General features: G+C 62.3%; 15 protein-coding genes and 1 tRNA gene. 6 read left to right on the forward strand and 10 right to left on the reverse strand.

Annotated elements, in window-relative coordinates; translation table 11 throughout:
- Positions 1 to 41 precede the first annotated feature (41 nt).
- Genes rsmB through GS_RS16910 form a run of 4 tightly spaced genes read left to right on the forward strand, consistent with a single transcriptional unit; the run spans position 42 to position 3,696 of the window.
- Positions 42 to 1,388, forward strand: a complete 1,347-nt coding sequence (rsmB, locus tag GS_RS16895; protein WP_010943984.1) for a 16S rRNA (cytosine(967)-C(5))-methyltransferase RsmB — start codon at positions 42 to 44, stop codon at positions 1,386 to 1,388.
- A gap of 35 nt (positions 1,389 to 1,423) precedes the next feature.
- Positions 1,424 to 2,089: a ribulose-phosphate 3-epimerase gene (rpe, locus tag GS_RS16900; protein ID WP_010943985.1), complete on the forward strand. Its 666-nt coding sequence runs from the start codon at positions 1,424 to 1,426 to the stop codon at positions 2,087 to 2,089.
- A 45-nt stretch (positions 2,090 to 2,134) separates the two neighbouring features.
- Positions 2,135 to 2,716 (forward strand): NUDIX hydrolase, encoded by a 582-nt coding sequence (locus GS_RS16905; protein WP_010943986.1) that lies wholly within the window; start codon positions 2,135 to 2,137, stop codon positions 2,714 to 2,716.
- A 53-nt stretch (positions 2,717 to 2,769) separates the two neighbouring features.
- Positions 2,770 to 3,696, forward strand: a complete 927-nt coding sequence (locus GS_RS16910) for a diguanylate cyclase (RefSeq protein WP_010943987.1) — start codon at positions 2,770 to 2,772, stop codon at positions 3,694 to 3,696.
- On the opposite strand, the gene GS_RS16915 is transcribed toward GS_RS16910, so the two are convergent.
- The 8 genes from GS_RS16915 to GS_RS16950 form a co-directional block, all read right to left on the reverse strand.
- The gene (locus GS_RS16915; protein WP_193360272.1) at positions 3,682 to 4,311 is read right to left on the reverse strand and encodes an endonuclease III domain-containing protein; all 630 of its coding nucleotides are present in this window, start codon (positions 4,309 to 4,311) and stop codon (positions 3,682 to 3,684) included. The genes GS_RS16910 and GS_RS16915 overlap by 15 nt on opposite strands.
- A gap of 19 nt (positions 4,312 to 4,330) precedes the next feature.
- Complete coding sequence (gene glnE, locus GS_RS16920; protein WP_010943989.1) at positions 4,331 to 7,384, reverse strand: bifunctional [glutamate--ammonia ligase]-adenylyl-L-tyrosine phosphorylase/[glutamate--ammonia-ligase] adenylyltransferase; 3,054 nt, start codon at positions 7,382 to 7,384, stop codon at positions 4,331 to 4,333.
- Positions 7,381 to 8,421 (reverse strand): S-methyl-5-thioribose-1-phosphate isomerase, encoded by a 1,041-nt coding sequence (mtnA, locus tag GS_RS16925; protein ID WP_010943990.1) that lies wholly within the window; start codon positions 8,419 to 8,421, stop codon positions 7,381 to 7,383. Before mtnA ends, glnE begins: the two co-directional genes overlap by 4 nt.
- Before the next feature lie 16 nt (positions 8,422 to 8,437).
- On the reverse strand, positions 8,438 to 9,877 hold the full coding sequence (gene gatB / locus GS_RS16930; RefSeq protein WP_010943991.1) for an Asp-tRNA(Asn)/Glu-tRNA(Gln) amidotransferase subunit GatB: 1,440 nt from the start codon (positions 9,875 to 9,877) through the stop codon (positions 8,438 to 8,440).
- A gap of 16 nt (positions 9,878 to 9,893) precedes the next feature.
- Positions 9,894 to 11,351, reverse strand: a complete 1,458-nt coding sequence (gene gatA / locus GS_RS16935; RefSeq protein ID WP_010943992.1) for an Asp-tRNA(Asn)/Glu-tRNA(Gln) amidotransferase subunit GatA — start codon at positions 11,349 to 11,351, stop codon at positions 9,894 to 9,896.
- Between the two features lie 45 nt (positions 11,352 to 11,396).
- Entirely contained in the window at positions 11,397 to 11,741 is a 345-nt protein-coding gene (locus GS_RS16940) for a hypothetical protein (protein WP_010943993.1), read from the reverse strand.
- The gene (gene gatC / locus GS_RS16945) at positions 11,719 to 12,006 is read right to left on the reverse strand and encodes an Asp-tRNA(Asn)/Glu-tRNA(Gln) amidotransferase subunit GatC (protein ID WP_010943994.1); all 288 of its coding nucleotides are present in this window, start codon (positions 12,004 to 12,006) and stop codon (positions 11,719 to 11,721) included. The genes GS_RS16940 and gatC overlap by 23 nt, the downstream gene beginning before the upstream one ends.
- A 115-nt stretch (positions 12,007 to 12,121) precedes the next feature.
- Positions 12,122 to 13,699: a phospholipase D-like domain-containing protein gene (locus tag GS_RS16950; RefSeq protein ID WP_235044930.1), complete on the reverse strand. Its 1,578-nt coding sequence runs from the start codon at positions 13,697 to 13,699 to the stop codon at positions 12,122 to 12,124.
- A 724-nt stretch (positions 13,700 to 14,423) separates the two neighbouring features.
- On the opposite strand from GS_RS16950, the gene GS_RS16955 reads away from it, so the two are divergent.
- Positions 14,424 to 16,280, forward strand: coding sequence for a phosphoenolpyruvate carboxykinase (GTP) (locus tag GS_RS16955; RefSeq protein WP_010943996.1), 1,857 nt, complete (start codon positions 14,424 to 14,426; stop codon positions 16,278 to 16,280).
- A 126-nt stretch (positions 16,281 to 16,406) separates the two neighbouring features.
- On the opposite strand, the gene GS_RS16960 is transcribed toward GS_RS16955, so the two are convergent.
- A complete protein-coding gene (locus GS_RS16960) occupies positions 16,407 to 17,504 on the reverse strand; it encodes a lipoprotein (RefSeq protein WP_010943997.1) in 1,098 nt (365 codons plus the stop codon).
- A gap of 326 nt (positions 17,505 to 17,830) precedes the next feature.
- Between GS_RS16960 and GS_RS16965 the strand changes: the two genes are divergently transcribed.
- Positions 17,831 to 17,906, forward strand: a tRNA-Asn gene (locus tag GS_RS16965).
- 114 nt (positions 17,907 to 18,020) lie between these two features.
- On the opposite strand, the gene GS_RS16970 is transcribed toward GS_RS16965, so the two are convergent.
- Positions 18,021 to 18,854 carry an AraC family transcriptional regulator gene (locus tag GS_RS16970; protein WP_010943998.1) on the reverse strand — a complete coding sequence of 278 codons (834 nt, stop codon included), beginning with the start codon at positions 18,852 to 18,854 and terminating at the stop codon, positions 18,021 to 18,023.
- Between the last annotated feature and the right edge of the window lie 70 nt (positions 18,855 to 18,924).

Here is an 18,924-nt window from a genome sequence, read left to right on the forward strand (position 1 = left end):
GCACACCGGCGCGAAATCCAGCTTGGACTCCGGGAGCATCCGTGAACCAATCCACTGCCGACCCGCGCCGTTCGGCTTTTGATATCCTCGTCCGCATTGAACGGGAGCGAACCTTCGCCGAACCGCTCATCGACAGGGAATTGTCCGGTGGCGCCCTGAAGGGACCAGACCGGGGGCTCCTGACCGAGCTCGTCTATGGGGTGCTGCGTCGAACAGCGACCCTCGACTACCTGGTGGACCTGTTCTGCGCCACTCGCGCCGCCAAGCTGGAGCGATCAGTGCTGATCCTGCTCCGTCTGGGGCTTTACCAGATTTTCTTCCTTGACCGGATTCCGGTGTCCGCCGCAGTCAACGAAACGGTAACGCTGGCCCGTGAAAAATCACCACGGGCCAGCGGCCTCGTAAACGCAGTCCTGCGACGGTCCGACCGGGAACGGTCATCGATCGCCTGGCCTGACCGGGTGCGGGACCCGGCCGGCTACCTCGCCCTCCGTCACTCCCATCCCCGCTGGATCGTGGAAGGGTGGATCGCCCAGCTGGGGTTCGAAGAGGCGGAGGCGCTTGCCGAGGTCATGGCCGCGCCCCCTCCCCTGACCCTCCGGGTCAATACCCTGCGGACCTCCCGCGAGGCATACCTTGAACTCCTGCGGGAGGCAGGCACGGAAGCGGAGCCCACGCGCCATTCCCCCCACGGCATCCGTATTCTCTCACGGACAGCGGTGCCGGCGCTGCCGGGCTTTGGCGAGGGGCTCGTCATCGTGCAGGACGAATCCTCTCAACTGGCATCGCTCCTCCTGGAGCCCCGGAGCGGTGAACGGGTCCTCGATGCCTGCGCTTCCCCCGGCGGCAAGGCGACCCACCTTGCCCAGATCATGGCCGACAAGGGAGAGGTCATTGCCTGGGACGTGTCGGAGAAAAAGCTCTCTCCGATTGCTGAAAATGCCCGCCGTCTGGGCATCGGCATCATTCGGCCCGCCATGGCCGATGCCCGGAATCCGGAGCAGAACGCCGCTCCCTTCGACAGGATTCTGGTGGACGCCCCCTGCTCGGCACTGGGAGTGCTGCGCCGCACCCCTGAGGGGAAGTGGTGGAAGACCCCTGACGACGTGGCACGGCTGGCCCAGAGCCAGTGCCGGATACTGGCGGGGGCCGCCTCCCTGCTGAAGCCGGGCGGCACGCTCCTCTACTCCACCTGCTCCACCACAACGGACGAAAATGAGTCAATTATCGAGGATTTCCTTTCGCGCCGCGCCGATTTTATGTTAGAAGACTTGAATTATCTTTTCCCCGGCCTGTCAGAATGCATCACCGACCGGGGTATGTTCCGCAGCTGGCCCCACCGCCACGGCATGGACGGTTTTTTCGCCGCCCGCCTGCGTCGGGCCTGAGGCGACAACGCTTAGAGCAGATCCCGGAGGTTCCCATGAAAAAAATTGCCCCATCAATCCTTTCCGCCGACTTTTCCCGCCTGGGCGATGAAGTCCGTGCCGTGGCGGCGGCCGGGGCTGATTATATCCACGTGGACGTCATGGACGGGCACTTCGTGCCCAACATAACCATCGGCCCCCTGGTGGTGGAGGCGGTGCGCAGGGTTACCGAGCTTCCCCTGGACGTCCACCTGATGATCGAGCATCCCGACCGCTACATCCCCGACTTCGCCGCCGCAGGTTCGGATATCATCGTGGTCCACGCGGAGGCTTCCACTCACCTCCACCGTACGATCCAGCTCATCAAGTCCCTGGGCAAGAAGGCGGGGGTTTCCCTCAATCCGGCCACTCCCCTCAACTGCCTCGACTATGTCCTCGAGGATCTCGACCTGGTGCTGCTCATGACCGTCAACCCGGGATTCGGAGGCCAATCGTTCATCGAGGCCTGCATTCCCAAGATCCAGTCACTGCGGGCAATGCTCGACCGCCGCGGCTGCGAGGCGGAGCTTGAGGTGGACGGCGGGGTGAAGATCGACAACATCGCCCGCATCGCCCATGCCGGCGCCGACGTCTTCGTGGCCGGAAGCGCCATTTTCGGCAGCCCCGACTATGAAGCAACCATAAAAGAGCTAAAGCGTCGGGCAAAAGAGCCGATACTGTAACTACGCGGCCGTTGGCCGCTATTTGGCTTTCTGGAAACAACAGGAATGGATGTACCGGGAATAACCGAACTTGCCGGACGGATTTGTACGACCCTGGCCGGGCGGACAAGGGTGCCGATGGCGCCGGGACCGATCCCGGCCGCGGTGTTGCTCCCCCTCTTCGAGCGGGACGGCGAAGTCCACGTTCTTTTCACCAAGCGGACGGAACACCTGAACCATCATCGGGGAGAAATCTCGTTTCCCGGCGGAGTGAGCCATCCCGATGATGCCTCTCCCTGTGAAACAGCCCTGCGGGAAACTTGGGAAGAGATAGGCATTCCGCCCGGCGAGGTGGACATCCTCGGCGAGCTGGATGATTTTTATTCCGTCCACGACTACCTGGTGACCCCCTGCGTGGGAGTCATCCGGGGGGACCGCCCGCTGGTGGTGAACCCCGGCGAGATCGAACGGATCATTGTCGTGCCGCTGAAGCATCTGCTGCGGCCCGAGGCCTTCAGGACCGAAGATTGGACGTGGCGCGGACGGACGCACCCCGTTCACTTCTACCGGTACATGGATGACGAAATATGGGGGCTCACGGCCGCCATACTCTCGCAGTTCCTCAACACGATATTCCCTCGGCCGTGACCGGGGCGGGACGTTCCCACGGATTACCCATCCGCGCGGAGAAGCATGAAACCATGGCGATGACAGCCCTCGTAATCGACGATTCGGAAGTCCTGCGCGAGGAAATAGTGCGCACCCTCAAGGAGGCCCGGCTATTCGAGACGTATCTGGAAGCCCGGGACGGCCTCGAAGGATTCAAGACGCTCCTCAACAACAAGGTGGACCTGGTGCTCTGCGACCTGGAGATGCCGCGCATGGACGGGTTCCGTTTCCTGTCCATGACCCGGTCCCGGGGTGAGCTCCAGGACCTGCCGATCATCCTGCTGACCAGCCGGGAAGACCGGGACACGAAAATTCGCGGACTTGAGCAGGGGGCATCCGATTACGTCACCAAACCCTTCGACTCGGGGGAACTGGTTGCCCGGGTCCGGGTGCAGATGAAGGTAAAGGGTCTCCAGGACGAACTGAAGCGCTCCAACGAGCTGCTGCGCAAATTGTCCATCACCGACCCCCTCACCCACCTGCATAACCGTCGTCACCTGATGGAAATGGTGGACAAGGAGTTCCAGCGGGCCTCCCGCAAGGGGGGCGCGCTTTCCCTAGTCATTCTCGACATCGACTATTTCAAGAAAATCAACGACACCTACGGTCATCAGGAGGGAGACAAGGTGCTGGTGGCTCTGGCAGACATCGTCCGCCTGCGGCTTCGCAGCTACGATGTTGCCGCCCGCTACGGGGGCGAAGAGTTCGTCCTGCTGCTGCCGGAAACCCCTCTGCAGGAGGCCCAGGCCATTGCCGAGCGGCTGCGGCTGGAGGTGCAGGATCACGTCTTCGACGGGAGCCTCCACGGACAGGTCATCACCATCAGCCTGGGCGTGGCTACCTATCCATCACCCCGCATCGAGGGGACCGACTCCCTCTTCAGGCAGGCCGACGAGGCCCTCTACCGGGCCAAGCAGAACGGTCGCAACAGGGTGGAGCTCATGTCAGGCTCGACATAACAGATGGAGTCCGCACTCGCCGCAACGGGGGCGGGTGGTGCAGTGCCGCTTGCAATGCTCCACGATGAGGGCGTGATATTCGTTGAACAGCGTAGTGTCTTCGGGAAGGTTGTCCATGAAGAGTGCGCGGACGGTCTCATAGTCGGTCGTCGGGGCCACGAGACCCAGGGCGGAAAACAGGCGTTTCGTATAGGCATCAACCACGAAGGAAGGTTTGCCTCCCGCATAGAGCAGGATCGAGTCGGCTGTCTCCCGGCCGATACCCCTTACCCCAAGCAGTTCCCGTCGCAGTTCCCGCCACTCTCCCGCAAACATCCGCTCCAGGCTACCGCCGAAGCGGCCGAAGAGAAACCCGACAAAATCCTTGAGCCGGGCGCTTTTGACATTGTAGTAACCGGCCGGCCTGATCGTCTCCGCCAACTCGGCAACAGGTACATCGCGCAGCCCCTCCGGGGAGAGGAGCCCCGCAGCCTTGAGCCGGACAATGGCCTTTTCCACGTTGCCCCAGTTGGTATTCTGGGTCAGGATTGCACCGACGCAGACCTCGAAGGGGGTGTCTGCGGGCCACCAGTGGCGGGGTCCGTAGGCCGCGAAGAGTTGATCGTAGACCGCCATGAGCCGGTCACGCACCCCCTCAGGCCCACCCGCCGTTGTCACCGAGGATCCGCTCATACACCCGCCGGACCGCCTCGGTTACCTCTTCGTACTCCTTCATGAGGGCACTCCCCGGGTGCCGAAGCTTCGGGTCATACCCCAGCCGGCGCGCCAGGGCGTCGAGGTATTTCTGGTCTCCCCCCAGGTCATTGATAGAGTAGTCGTGGATGAGCCGCAGCCGGTTTTCCAATCGGCGAAGGAACTTGTAGCCCGCCTGGAGGGTGACGATGTCGTCCTCGGCGAGGATGCCGAACAGGTGCATCGCCTTGAGCGCCAGGAGCGTATTGGTGCTGCGGATTTCCGGGTGGGCATGCCCCTCGCGCAGCTGGAGGTACTGGACCAGAAACTCGATGTCGACTATCCCGCCCCGGCCGGTCTTGATGTTGAAGCTTCCCGCCTTCTCCTTGGCCAACTCGACTTCCATGCGGGTCCGCAGCCGGTGGATCTCCTTGCGCTCCTCTTCGCCGGCTCCGCTCCCGTACACCGTATTCTGGATGACCTCCTTGATCTCTTTCCGCAGCCGCGTGTCGAGCTTATAGACATACCCTTCCCTGGTCTGGGTGGTGAGAATGGAGATGATCTTCTGGCCCAGTTTGGCGAAGTATTCATGATTGGATACCTGCCGCTCTCCTCCTTCGGTCATTCCCTGCTGGTCGTAGATGTAGATGATGTCCAGGTCCGAGTGGTAGTTGAGCTCGTTGCCCCCCATCTTGCCCATGGCAACCACGGCGAAGTGGGCCTGGCGCAGATCGCCGTCGGCATCCCGGTACATGGGCCGGCCGAACCGGGCTAGTTCCTTCTTGGCCATGCGGCAGGCCGCGGAGAGGCAGACCTCGGCGAGCCCGGTCAGTTGAAAGGTCAGCTCCGACTGTCCCAGCTTGCCGTAGATGTCGTTCATGCCGATCCGGAGAAATTCCTCGTGGCGGTAGCGACGGAGGATGTCGAGACGCTCCTCGTAATCGTCCGCCGCGTCGAGCATCCCCTGCAATTCGGCCTCCATGACGCTTCGGCTCTTCATGTAGGTGGCGCCGGCCCGGGACACGAGGCTGTCCAGAAGTTCGGGATGGCCGATAAATATCTTGGACAGGAATTCGGAGGTCCCGAACAGGGAAATCAGGAGCTTGATGGTCTCACGGTTTTCGGCCAGAAGGGCATAGACGGACGAGCGGGAGCCCACCGCCCCCAGGAAGCGCTCCAGGTTGTTGAGGGTCAGGTCCGGGTCGGGCGAGCCGAAGATCTCCTGGAGCAGAAGCGGGGAAATTTTCTCCAGCAGCCGCCGGCCCCGTTCGGTCAGATGGGCCCGCGGCGGGCCGTCGCGCAGGAGCAGCAGGTTTTCGTAGGCAGTATCGACGTTCCTGAAGCCCCGCTCCGCCAGCATATCCTTGATCAGATCGGGATCAGCGGCGCGGTCGAAAAAACTGTAGGTTTCGGGCCGGACCTCTTCCCGCAGGCGCTCGTCACGGGAAAGGAACAGGCCGCCGTAAACGGTCGATACACGATCCCGGTGATGCTCAAGGGCCTCCCTGAACTTTTCCGGGCCGTTTTTGCGGAGAAAGCCGCAACGCCGGGCAAGGGCGAGCATTTCGTCGTCCTTCTTCGGCAGGGAATGGGTCTGCCGCTCCTGGACCACCTGAATGCGGTGCTCCACGGTCCGGAGAAATCGATAGGCCTCGGTAAGCGCCTGCGCATCATCCTCGCCGATGAGCCTGGCGTCCCTCAGCGAGGCCAGGGCCTTGAGGGAATTGCGCTCGCGCAGATGGGGATTTTTGCCGGCGTAGACAAGCTGCAGGGCCTGGATGAAGAACTCGATCTCTCGAATTCCGCCGCGGCCCAGCTTGATGTTGCATTCGCTCTCCTGCTGCCGGGCGATGGAGGCGTCGATCTTCTTCTTCATGGCCATCATGTCCTCGATCAGGTTGTAATCGAGGTACTTGCGGTAGACGAATGGCTCGATGGCCCGGAGCACCTGGTTCCCCAGCTCGATGGAGCCCGCCACGGGCCGCGCCTTGAGCATGGCCGCCCGCTCCCAGGATTGCCCCCAGTACTCGTAGTATGTGGCGGCCGAGCGGAGGGAGCAGGCCAAGTCGCCGCTCTTCCCCTCGGGGCGCAGCCCCATGTCCACCCGGAACACGAACCCGTCGGCCGTCACCTGGGAGATTGCCTTGGTGACCATCTCGCCCATCTTCACGAAGAAGGCGTGGAGAGATATCCTGCCCCGCTCGCCCCCACGGCCGTCGTCGACCCCTTCCGTTTCGCCCTGATCCGAAGAATAAAAATAGATCAGGTCGATATCCGAGGAAAAATTGAGCTCACGGCCGCCGAACTTGCCCATCCCCATCACGGTGAACTCAGCCTCCCGGGAGCCTTCGGCGGTCACCATCAGGGGGCGGCCGTGATCCTCCACAAGCTTGCGCCGCGCAGCGTCGCAAGCCACCTGGAGAGTCGCCGCCGCCAGGGCGGAAAGTTCGGCCGTCACCTCCTCCAGAGGGGCGAGGCCGTTCAGGTCGCGGGCGGCGATGCGGAGGATCTCCTGGAACTTGAACCGGCGCAGGACCGGAAAGAGGTCGGCATAGTCGACCCCCTTGGCCTGGGAGCGGAGCGTCGCCAGCATCTCCTGTTCACTGCGTCTGATATCGATGGCTCTGGTAACGAACAACTGGTGGAAGAAAGCGGGATCGCGGCAGAGGACATTGACGAGAAAAGGGGAAGAACCACACAGCATGAGCAGCTGCGCACGGCGCTCCTTGCGGCCGCAGACATCGATGAATTCCTGCCGGTCCGCTACACCACCGACCCGCTCGAGACCGTTCAAGGCCATGTCGGGCAGGGGGGTGGCAAGGGAGGCGTACGCCAGTTCCGCCACCATCCGATCGGATAGCGTTCCCTGGAGCAGCCGCAGGTTGGCTGCCGAGCGGGCCGGATAGATGAACCCTTCCTTTTCAAGGAGTTCCGTGAGGGGTTGATCGCTGCCGCTGTCCGTAGCGGCGGCCAGGGCCTCCTCGATCCGCCGGATGAACTCGCTGCCGCGGCTCATGGCGCCACGAGGCCCCGAAGGCCGGTGACGTAGTCACCGCTCACTACCCCCTGCTCGGTGATGATGGCGGATATGTAGCGGGCAGGCGTCACGTCGAACGCCGGGTTACGAACCCGGATTCCCTCGGGCGCCACCGGGAACCCGTGCAGATGGGTCACCTCACGGGAATGACGCTCCTCGATGGGGATCTGGTCGCCATTCTCCAGCGAGAGATCGAGAGTGGTGGTGGGAGCAGCCACGTAAAAGGGGATGTTGTTCTCCTTGGCCAGGACCGCCACGCTGTAAGTCCCGATCTTGTTTGCCGTGTCGCCGTTGGCGGCGATCCGATCGGCCCCCACGACGCAGCAGGCAATCTCGCCCCGTTTCATGAAAAAGCCGGCCATGTTGTCGGAAATGAGAGTCACCGGGATGCCATCCTTCATGAGCTCCCAGGCGGTGAGCCGCGCCCCCTGGAGCCACGGACGGGTCTCGTCGGCGAACACCTGGATCTTTTTCCCAGCATCGTGGGCCGCGCGGATGACCCCTAGGGCCGTACCGTAACCGGCCGTGGCAAGCCCTCCGGCGTTGCAGTGGGTCAGGACCGTGGCCCCCTCGGGAATCAACGCCGCCCCGTGCCGACCGATGGCCTTACAGAGCTCCAAGTCTTCCTGCTCGATCCGGATCGCCTCGGTCTTGAGAATTTCGCGCAATTGGTCCAGGGGCTTGTCCCGGTTCTCGTCCGCCACCCGCTTCATTCGCTCAATGGCCCAGAAGAGGTTCACCGCTGTGGGGCGGGTGCGGGCCATGACATCGCAGACATTCTCCATCTGCCGGAAAAACGATTCGTAGGTGTCGGCGATGATCTCCCGGGCACCCAGAGCCACCCCCATGGCCGCCGCCACCCCGATGGCTGGTGCGCCCCGGATGACCATCCCCCGTATCGCCTCGGCCACGCTCTTGTAATCGGCGTACTCGCAGTAGACCTCCTCGCCGGGCAGGCGGGTCTGGTCGATCATGACAACCTTGTCGTCGCGCCACTCTATGGTTCTGAAGGACATGGGAACCTCGTCGTATTTAGCCTTTCAGCTTCTTCATCAGCAGCTCATTCACCACCGCCGGGTTGGCCTTCCCCTTGGAGGCCCGCATCACCTGGCCCACGAAGAAGCCGAAGACCTTCTCCTTGCCGCCGCGGAACTCCTCAACCTGGCCCATGTTGGCGGCCATGATCTCGTCGATGATCTTCTCGATGGCCCCGGTGTCGGAGACCTGGACGAGCCCCTTCTCCTCCACGATGGCCTCCGGGGCCTTGTCGCTTTGCCACATCTCATCGAAGACGGTCTTGGCGATCTTGCCGGAGATGGTGCCCTTCTCGATCAGTTGCAGCAGCGCCGTGAGACGGGCCGGAGCAACCGGGCATTCGGCGATGTCCTTGCCAGCCTCGTTCAGGGCGCGAGTCACCTCTCCCATCACCCAGTTGGCCGCCCCCTTGGCCGGGGCGCCCGCGGCAAGGCAGTTTTCGAAGTACTCGGCCATCTCCCGGGTAGCGGTGAGGACCTCGGCGTCGTAGTCGGAAAGCCCCAGCTCGGAGCGGTAGCGGCTCCGCCGCGCATCGGGGAGTTCCGGGAGGGAGAGGCGCGTATCCTCGACCCAGTCGTTTGAGATGACCAGCGGCACCAGGTCGGGGTCGGGGAAGTAGCGGTAGTCGTGGGCCTCCTCCTTGCCGCGCATGGAGCGAGTTTCACCGGTATTCGGATCGAAGAGGCGGGTCTCCTGCACCACCTTCCCTCCCTCTTCGATCAGCTCGATCTGCCGCTCTATCTCGTGCTCGATGGCCTGCTTCACGAAGCGGAACGAGTTTACGTTTTTGGTCTCGGTACGGGTGCCGAAGGTCGTGGAGCCCACGGGCATGACCGACACGTTGGCATCGCAGCGGAAGCTCCCCTCTTCCATGTTGCCATCGCAGATACCCAGGTAGACCACGATCTGGTGGAGCTTCCTGAGATAGGCCACAGCCTCGTCGGCACTGCGGATGTCCGGTTCCGAGACGATCTCCAGCAGCGGCGTGCAGGCGCGATTCAGGTCCACGCCGGAACCGCTCCCCAGGCCGGGGACGTCGGCGTGCACCAGCTTGCCGGCATCCTCCTCCATGTGGATGCGGGTAATGCCGATCCGCTTCACCTGACCATCCACCTCGATGTCCAGGTGTCCATTCTGGCAGATGGGGAGCTCGTACTGGCTGATCTGGTAACCCTTGGGCAAGTCCGGGTAGAAATAGTTCTTCCGGGCGAAGACCGAGCGGGGCGCGATCCGGCAGTTGGTGGCCAGGCCGGCCCTGATGGCGAACTCCACCACCTTCTTGTTGAGCACCGGCAGGACCCCCGGCATGCCGAGGCAGACAGGGCAGGTCTGGGAGTTGGGCGAAGCACCGAACGTTGTGGAGCAGCCGCAGAAGATCTTGGTGTCGGTCTTCAGCTGGACGTGGACTTCTAAACCAATGACGGCCTGATAGTTCATCGAAATCTCCGGAGAGCTAGAGTTGGGCTGTGTGCCGATGCCATTCCGTTGCCTGTTCAAAGGCATGGGCGGCCCGCAGGATGGTCTCCTCCCCGAAGGGACGACCGATGAGCTGCAGGCCGATGGGGAGACCGGCGGCGCTCATGCCGGCGGGAACGGAAATGGCGCAGGTGCCGGCAAGGTTCACAGGGATGGTGAAGATATCCGACAGGTACATCTGAAGCGGATCATCCACCTTCTCGCCGATCTTGAAGGCCGGGGTCGGCGCCACCGGCGTGAGCAGGGCATCGACCTGCTCGAAGGCTTTCATGAAGTCCTGCATGATCAGGGTGCGGACCTTCTGCGCCTTCAGGTAGTAAGCGTCGTAATATCCCGAGGAAAGGGCGTAGGTGCCGATCATGATCCGGCGCTTCACCTCGGCGCCGAACCCCTCGGCGCGGCTGCGACGGAACATGTCGATCAGGTTCGCGGCCCCGGCCGCCCGGTGCCCGAAGCGGACCCCGTCGTAGCGGGCCAGGTTGGAGCTGGCCTCGGCGGTAGCGATGAGGTAATAGGTGGCCACGGCATAGTCGGTGTGAGGGAGCGAAACCTCCACAAACTCGGCGCCGAGCCCCCGGTACGTCTCGATGGCGGCATCCAGTGCCCGCTTCACGTCCGGGTCAAGCCCTTCCAGGTAGTATTCCTTCGGCAGTCCCAGCCTGAGCCCCTTCACCTGGCCGGTAAGGGCTGCGGCGTAATCGGGCACCGGCAGATCGATGCTGGTGGAGTCGAGGGGGTCGTGACCGGCCACGGCTCCCAGCATGAGGGCGCAGTCGGTCACATCGCGGGTCACGGGACCCACCTGGTCCAGGGACGAGGCATAGGCGATGACCCCGTAGCGGGAGACCCGGCCGTAGGTGGGGCGCAGCCCCACGCAGCCGCAGTGGGAGGCGGGCTGCCGGATGGAGCCACCGGTGTCGGTGCCGAGCGTGGCCGTTGCCGAGCGTGCCGCGATGGCCGCGGCCGAACCGCTGGACGAACCGCCGGGGATGCACGCCAGGTTCCAGGGGTTTTTGGTGGCGCCGAAGGCGCTGGATTCACCGGATGAGCCCATGGCGAACTCGTCCTGATTGAGTTTGCCCACGATGACCGCCCCCGCCTCCCGGAGCTTCGCCACGACCGTTCCGTCATAGGGGGGAATGAAATTCCCGAGGATCTTCGAGCCGCAGGTAGTGCGAATCCCGCGGGTGACGAAGATGTCCTTGAGTGCAACCGGGACGCCGGTGAGGGGGGTCAGCCCGCCGGCGGCAATGCGCCGGTCAGCCGCTTCGGCGGCAGCAAGGGCCTCGTCGGGAGTAACGGTAATATAGGCATTCACCCGGGAGTCGGTGGCCTCGATGCGGGCGAGCAGCGCCCGGGTCGCCTCCACGGAGGAAACCTCCCGTTTCGCCAGCTTGTCATGCAGTTCGTGCAGGGTCAGCTCAAACAGCTCCATGTCGCTCTGTCTCCAGTCAGTGGGCCCGGCATTGGCCGGGCCGGGTCATTTCTTCTTCAGCCGGTAAGGGGCCACTTCAATGGGGTACATGGTGGCGCCGCAACAGTCGCAGGCCTGGGGGCCGCCCTCCACCACAAGAAGCGCCTGGTTGCCGCATTCGGGATGGCAGACGGCGAAGCCCACCTCGATCTCGCGCGGCAGCACGACCTCCTCCGGATTCTGGTAGTCGACCGGTTCGGCATCGAAGCGGCCCAGGTTCTTCAGGCGATTGTAGAAAATCCGCTTCTTGCAGGTTCCCTCGGGAAGCTCGGCAAAACGGCGCCGCACCTCTTCGATGGCGGCCTCCAGCTCTTCACTCGTGGGATTTTTATTCGATGACTCGGGGCACACGGAAGAAACCCTCCACTCTGTCAGGAGCGTTGGCCAGCGCGTTTTCAACGCCTATGGAAGGACGAACCTCGTCCTCCCGGAAGGCGTTTTCGACTGGAACGGCATGGGATGTGGGAATAATGCCGTCGGTGTCCAGCTCATTGAGCTTTTCCACGTAGGCGAGAATGGCGTCGAGCTGGCCGGTGAACCTGTCCTTCTCATCCTCGGTAAGCTCGAGGCGGGCAAGCGTTGCCACATGCTCGACATCGGTTCGCGTGATCTTCATCGGGTGGTCTCCCTTGGGAAAAAACATGGGCGGTGAGCGGTATTTTGTAGCACGATTGGGGGAAAATGACAAGGCACGCGGGGCTTCTTCACATGCCGCGCGCGCCTACGTCGGCTCACAGAATCGGATCCAGCGGCAGGGACTTCCAGAAGCGCATTTTGCTACGCTTGGCCGCCGAAGCGTACCGGTCGGGGTTGTCCGTGGCTGGATTCCAGCTGTTTTCCGGCAGCATGTCACGCTCGATCCGCTCTTCCACCCGCCGGGCCAGAGTCGGACTGGTGACCAGGATCCCGACCTCAGTGTTCAGGTTGGCGGAACGCGGGTCCAGATTGAAGGTGCCGACGTAGAGAGTTTCACCGTCGATTACCAGGGTCTTGGCATGGAGAGCGAAGGTGGGGGGCTTTTTCTTCAGCTTCGGGTAACGGTCGATCAGTTCCTTTAGCACGGCCGGGTCGGGACGGAATTCCCGGATGGTGATCCCTGCCCGTAAAAGTTTTTCCCGCTGCTTTCGGTACCCGCTGAATGCCTGAAGGTTGTCGGTTGCAGCCAGGGAATTGGTGACGATCCGTACCTCTACCCCCCGCTCAACCAGCGCGCGGAACAGCTCCAACCCTCCCGCCGGCATCACGAGATAGGGAGATTGGATGGTGACCCGCCGCTTGGCGCTGCGCACCGCTTCAACCAGGGCGGTAGTGCTCTGGCCGCCGCCCCCGAGCCCATCGCGGCCGCTGTTCTTGCCCGGCAGATCGGAAATGAAGCGGGCTTCGTCCCACACCATCTCCCGCAGCAGCCCGTCGAACCTGTCGGGCAGGTCACGCAGCGCCTGGCGCACCTCCGACGCAAAGTTCTCCGGCTTGCCGGCATAGGCGTGGAGATCGGCATAAACCCGGGCCGTCCGCTCCGGCGTCATCTTCTTCATACCCTTTTTCAGGAGCTTTTCCACCGGTACCGCAAGGGGGCTTTCCCAGAACCTGGCGAAGCTGGCCTCCGCTTCGGCCACCGCCGGCCCCAGCATCAGGATGTCCCGGTCCCGGAAGGTGTATTCCTGATCGTAATCGTAGTACTCGTCGGCCATATTGCGCCCGCCCGTGATGCCGACCACCCCGTCGAACAGGGCGGTTTTGTCGTGCATCCGCTGATTTACCGAGCGGAAGCCGGTCACCACATTACCGAGGCGCTTAACCTTCGAGGTCCCCACGGTCATTGTGGGATTGTAGATCCGGATATCGATCCGCGGGTGACGGGCCAGGGCCAGGAGTGACTCAGGGGGGGCGTCGATCAACAGATCGTCCACCAGCACCCGTACCCTGACCCCGCGCTCCGCCGCCCGCAGCAGGGCTTCCGAGGCCAGGATGCCAATATTGTCAGTGCTCCAGATGAAATACTGGACATCAATGGTCTCCGTGGCGTGGTCGGCAAGCCACGCCCGGGCCAGCAGCGACTCCTCCCCCTTCTCCAGAACATGAAGGCCCGTTTTCCCGGGATGGGCGTCCAAGAGCGGCTGGATGCTCCGGGACAGGGACGCCCCCTGCGTGACGCCATCGGGAGCGCCCAGCGCTCCGCCCGGCCCGGGCGTGAGCAGTGCGACGGCAAGGGCCAGCAGCGCGGCGACGGCGAGCTGGAGTTGCCATACGGTTCCCCGCGGTGACTGCTTGGTGTTGCCGAAGGGCATGATCCTCTGCCTGCTTGCCATCAGTGCTCCCTCCCGCTGGTAGCGCTCACATCTCCTCTGCTCCCCGCCGGTTCCGCCATGAGCTTCTCGTGCCGATCACCGTCCCGCCGGCCGGCGGGGGGTTGACGTGGTGCCCAACTCCAGCCGGCAACCACACTAAGTACAGGCACACAGTTCGGCAGCGTCATGCTTCATGGCCGACGACAGGCTTTCGCGAACTGATCTGGGGAGCATAACCATACTGAATGGCGACTGCTTGCTCGACACCATGCCACGGGCCCCTCGCCCGGGGCAAGAAGTAATCACGGTGATCCTGCCTGTCGGAACCGGCTGGATATGCCGGGGACGCTGTCCCGCTCCGCCGTCAAACACACACACGCAACAGCAGCACCTCACCGTAGACACAAAAAACACCACTGCATCCCGTACTCGCCGGCGAACCCTCCTTTCCTCAACAACGGCAGTAAGCCCGCAGCACCCATTGCATAGGGATTTTGCGGGATTTCCCTGGCCGGCAACGGGGATAAAAATGATAATTATGGATATTAAGGGGTTACATTTTCGCTCCAAACTGTTATTTTATTCTGCCGATAATAACGTATGCTTTTTTCGCTGACATTAAAATTTGTGCCCGCCCACGGCTTCAGGGCAGGTGATAACGCCGTTCTCGTCGGTTCACTCACGAATAACGAACAAAGGTGTTCGTGGGACTTAAGTACACATTTAGACAGGGGAGGGAAGAGGAATGAGTTATGAACTTCCGAACAACGAAAAGCTTCTGAAGTGGGTCGAAGAGGTGGCGATCCTCTGCGAGCCGGACCGCATCCACTGGTGCGACGGTTCCCAGGAGGAGTACGACGAACTCTGCGAACTGCTGGTGCAAAACGGCACTTTCAGGAAGCTTAATCCGGAAAAGCGTCCCAATAGCTACCTGGCGTGGTCTGATCCCATCGACGTGGCGCGGGTCGAGGACCGTACGTTTATCTGCAGCCTCTCCAAGCAGGATGCGGGCCCCACGAACAACTGGATGAACCCCAAGGAGATGAAGGAGAAGCTTCTGGGCCTCTTTAAAGGGTGCATGAAGGGACGGACCATGTATGTCATCCCCTTCAGCATGGGTCCCCTCGGCTCCCCCATTGCCAAGATCGGCGTTGAAATAACCGACTCCCCCTACGTCGTAGTCAACATGCGAATCATGACCAGAATGGGGAAAAAGGTCCTTGATATCCTCGGCGAACAAGGCGAATTCGTGCCGTGCCTCCACTCGGTGGGAGCCCCCCTGGAGCAGGGCCAGAAGGACAGCACCTGGCCCTGCAACAAGGAAAAGTACATCGTTCACTTCCCGGAGGAGCGCTCCATCTGGTCCTTCGGTAGCGGCTACGGCGGCAACGCCCTTCTCGGCAAAAAGTGCCTGGCTCTCCGGATTGCCTCCAAGCAGGGCAAGGACGAGGGATGGCTGGCCGAGCACATGCTGATTCTCGGCGTCGAGTCCCCCACCGGTGATAAAACTTACGTCGGCGCGGCCTTCCCCAGCGCCTGCGGCAAAACCAACTTCGCCATGCTGATCCCGCCCAAACCGCTGCAGGATAAGGGGTGGAAAGTAACCACCATCGGCGACGACATCGCCTGGATCAAGCCGGGACCCGACGGCCAGGTGTACGCCATCAACCCCGAATACGGCTACTTCGGGGTCGCCCCCGGCACCAACGTCAAGACCAACCCCAATGCCATGGCCTCTTGCTCCGCCAACACCATCTTCACCAACGTGGCCCTTACCCCCGATGACGATGTCTGGTGGGAGGGGATGACTGACGAGCCCCCCGCCCAACTCACCGACTGGCAGGGGAACCCCTGGACCCCCGACTGCGGTCGTCCGGCAGCCCATCCCAATGCCCGCTTCACCTCGCCGGCCAGCCAGTGCCCCTCCATCGACCCGGACTGGGAGAACCCCAAAGGGGTGCCCATGAGCGCCTTCATCTTCGGCGGGCGCCGCAAAGACACCGTGCCGCTGGTCTATCAGGCATTCAACTGGAGCAATGGCGTCTACCTGGCCGCGACGCTCGGCTCTGAAACCACCGCCGCTGCCGTGGGCGCCGTGGGCAACGTCCGCCGCGATCCTTTTGCCATGCTGCCGTTCTGCGGCTACCATATGGCCGATTACTTCGGCCACTGGCTGCAATTCGGCCGTTCCATCCCGCGTCCGCCGCGGATCTTCAGCGTCAACTGGTTCCGCAAGGACGCCAACGGCAAGTTCATCTGGCCCGGCTACGGGGACAACATGAGGGTCCTCAAGTGGATCGTGGAGCGGGTACAGGGCAAAGCAGGCGCCGTTGAATCACCTCTGGGCTGGATGCCCCGCTACGAGGATATGGACTGGGACGGTCTGGACATGCCGCGCGAAAAGTTCAACGAGCTGACCTCGGTGGACCGCGACGTCTGGCAGAACGAGCTCATCTCCCACGAAGAGCTGTTCGTCAAGCTCTTTGACCGGCTCCCCAAGGAGTTCCTCCACATGCGCGAACTGATCCTCTCCAGCCTCTGGCGCTCGCCCGAGCACTGGGAGCAGATCGGCGACGTTCATCCGGAAGGGTGGAACGAGTAGCGGCACCACTCCGCTTTCGGGCACACGAAAAAGGAGGAGCCGGGATCATCCGGCTCCTCCTTTTTTCGTCTTTCAGCCTCACAGGCGACCAGCAACGACGGCTGCCCTGTCCGCCAAAGGGGCGTGTTACTGGTACTGGATATAAATCGGCTGGGGGTGCAGCCTGAGCACCTCCCGGGGGGTGAGCAGGGGATGCCCCTTCTTGGTGTCGTTGTGATAGAACAGCTTGAAGCCAGTGTACTGGACCGGCTCGGAAACAATGTAATCTTTGTAGGAATCGCGCTTGAGCCAGGGCGCACCCCAACCGTCCATGTGCATCACGATCTGCACCTCGGGGCGCAGGACGATCTTCTTGGAATTGGTAACCCCGTTGCGCGTGAACCGATGGACCGTCAGGACCTTAGGGGGCAGATTGTACTTGGTCACCAGATCTTTGAGATAGCCGGACGCATAGTTGATATCAGCCGCGTCATAGGTTCCGATCTTCTTGCCGGGTTTGGCCTTGCTGGAGATCAGATTGAATTCCGGATCGATTCCCAGGTGAACGTCCGGGTTCTTCAAAATCCACTCGAAACGCGGCAGCACCGTCCGGATGTCATCATGGCCGGTCTGGATGTCGATGAACAGAATGGCATTGGCTTCCCGGGCCCAACCGTACACCTGGTTAACTATCGCATCCGGCATGACCATCCGGTATTTGCCGTCCTTGCCCGGCTCCCCCTGCGCCACGACGGCGATCAGGTGGAGTGCCGGCTGCACCGGCAGCGACGGGTCCGCTTTCTGCCACGCCGCCACCTCGGACTTGAGACGCTGAAGCATCTCATCCTTCGGATAGGCCCCCAGGGCTCCCATCCGCTTGGAGAGTGGGTTGCCATAGTAGGCAACTATCCTTTTCGATGGAAGAATGGCACCGGGCAGGGTCGGCGGGCACTTCACCGGCCACCCGCACTGACGGGCGAAGTCGGGATCTTCGCCAGCTGTGTACTTGACGGCGGGTGTCGCAGCCCGGGCACTGCTTGCCGGCGTGAACGCCGGGGCCGGGGCTGGAAGGACGGCGCTGCTGTAAGTCTCGGTCTTTACGGCTGCGTCCTTCGGAGAAGACGCCTGGGGCACCGGCTTGTCGGTATCAGCACAGCCTGAGAGTCCAAGAAGAACGGCAACAACGACAAAACACACCTGGGGAGGGAAAACGCGGGACGGTACGAACGAATTGAGAAATTTCACGCAATGCTCCATCGACGTAGCAAATAAAAGCCACAGAAGGTGACTTCTGTGGCTCACAAACTACGTACCTTATACCATTATTGATGACTGATTGGGAATGGAATTATCAAAGCCCTGTGTTGTAACTGCTGCCGCTTGCCCGACCAGGCACCCCGAGGCCGCCCCATCCCCACGCCCGCGACACTGCCCCCTCCGGCAAGTGAGCGCGTCATTTTTATTGACATCGTCGCTGAGCGTGTGGTACAAAGGCCTTCGCTTTTCATCCTTGAGCGTCAACGCGACGGGATGAAACAACTCGTGACCAAAAGATCACGAGGCTCATACATTCCCCAATAGCTCAGTCGGTAGAGCGGGTGGCTGTTAACCACCATGTCCCTGGTTCGAGTCCGGGTTGGGGAGCCATACTAACCATGGCCGATCGTCTCATGATGATCGGCCATTTTCTTTTCCATTGCACAGCCGCCCACTGACGTGCGTTGCAGCCCCATGCCATTAGGCGGTCGAGCCGCTTCGACGTCAAGTGCCCTTGTCGCAACAGCCGCCCCGTCCGAAAACCGCTTCCCCCCTCCCGCTCTTTCGGTATTCCGCCGGCGTTAGCCCCACGACACGCCGGAACATAGCAATGAAGGCCGACGCGCTCCCGTAGCCGAAATACGCCGCAATCGCCTGAACCGTCATTCCCTCTTCGAGCAGCGACATTGCCTTTACGACTCGCAGTCGCTGTCTCCATTCCGCAAACGACATGCCGAGCTCCCGCTGACACCGGCGCATGACCGTACGCTCCGTAGAACCGGCCAGGCTGACGAGTTCTGACAGAGGTCGGTTGTCGCCCGGATGCTCTTCCATCGCCCGAAGGATGGGACCGAGGACCGGATCGTCGGAGGTGGGGAGATAGGAGCCGGCACGCTCCGCTGCCGCCAGTTGGTCGACAAGGACCCGCATGAGGCGGGCCTCTTCGTCCGTCGTCGACAGCCCCGGCGGATACTGTCGCAGGTGATCGAGGATCGACCGCATGAGCGGCCGGACGGTGACCGCGCAGACAGCGGCAGGGAGAGTGCTGCACAAACCGCGCTCCACATAGAGGGAGCAGTGGCATGCTTCATGGCGATTGAGCCCCACATGCTCGACATCCGGAGGCAGCCAGATCCCGTAGTGGGGTGGAGCCAGGTAGTGGTGGCCGGCAATTTTAACCTCCATGACGCCGCTGAAGGAGTAGACGAATTCACCCCAAGGGTGCCGGTGCCGGGGATATGAGGCATGGGCCGGCACGGTAGCTGACCGGAAGAAGATCGGCGCGGGCAGCTCATTGGTGAATGGCGGGGTCTGCGTGCGGACAGAGTTCGAAGGCATTGCTCTGCTCCCTTGATCAACCGGAACTGTTGCGGACGGCAGTGGCAAGTAAACGTCATCTATTGGCATA

Source organism: Geobacter sulfurreducens PCA, from assembly GCF_000007985.2.
GTDB lineage: Bacteria > Desulfobacterota > Desulfuromonadia > Geobacterales > Geobacteraceae > Geobacter > Geobacter sulfurreducens.

What these genes read in the sequence shown, in the direction of transcription:
- rpe (WP_010943985.1), top strand. Translation starts at nt 1,424, where the DNA reads ATGAAAAAAATTGCCCCATCAATCCTTTCCGCCGACTTTTCCCGCCTG.
- GS_RS16905 (WP_010943986.1), top strand. Translation starts at nt 2,135, where the DNA reads ATGGATGTACCGGGAATAACCGAACTTGCCGGACGGATTTGTACGACC.
- GS_RS16910 (WP_010943987.1), top strand. Translation starts at nt 2,770, where the DNA reads ATGGCGATGACAGCCCTCGTAATCGACGATTCGGAAGTCCTGCGCGAG.
- GS_RS16915 (WP_193360272.1), bottom strand. Translation starts at nt 4,311, where the DNA reads ATGGCGGTCTACGATCAACTCTTCGCGGCCTACGGACCCCGCCACTGG.
- glnE (WP_010943989.1), bottom strand. Translation starts at nt 7,384, where the DNA reads ATGAGCCGCGGCAGCGAGTTCATCCGGCGGATCGAGGAGGCCCTGGCC.
- mtnA (WP_010943990.1), bottom strand. Translation starts at nt 8,421, where the DNA reads ATGTCCTTCAGAACCATAGAGTGGCGCGACGACAAGGTTGTCATGATC.
- gatB (WP_010943991.1), bottom strand. Translation starts at nt 9,877, where the DNA reads ATGAACTATCAGGCCGTCATTGGTTTAGAAGTCCACGTCCAGCTGAAG.
- gatA (WP_010943992.1), bottom strand. Translation starts at nt 11,351, where the DNA reads ATGGAGCTGTTTGAGCTGACCCTGCACGAACTGCATGACAAGCTGGCG.
- gatC (WP_010943994.1), bottom strand. Translation starts at nt 12,006, where the DNA reads ATGAAGATCACGCGAACCGATGTCGAGCATGTGGCAACGCTTGCCCGC.
- GS_RS16950 (WP_235044930.1), bottom strand. Translation starts at nt 13,699, where the DNA reads ATGGCAAGCAGGCAGAGGATCATGCCCTTCGGCAACACCAAGCAGTCA.
- GS_RS16955 (WP_010943996.1), top strand. Translation starts at nt 14,424, where the DNA reads ATGAGTTATGAACTTCCGAACAACGAAAAGCTTCTGAAGTGGGTCGAA.
- GS_RS16970 (WP_010943998.1), bottom strand. Translation starts at nt 18,854, where the DNA reads ATGCCTTCGAACTCTGTCCGCACGCAGACCCCGCCATTCACCAATGAG.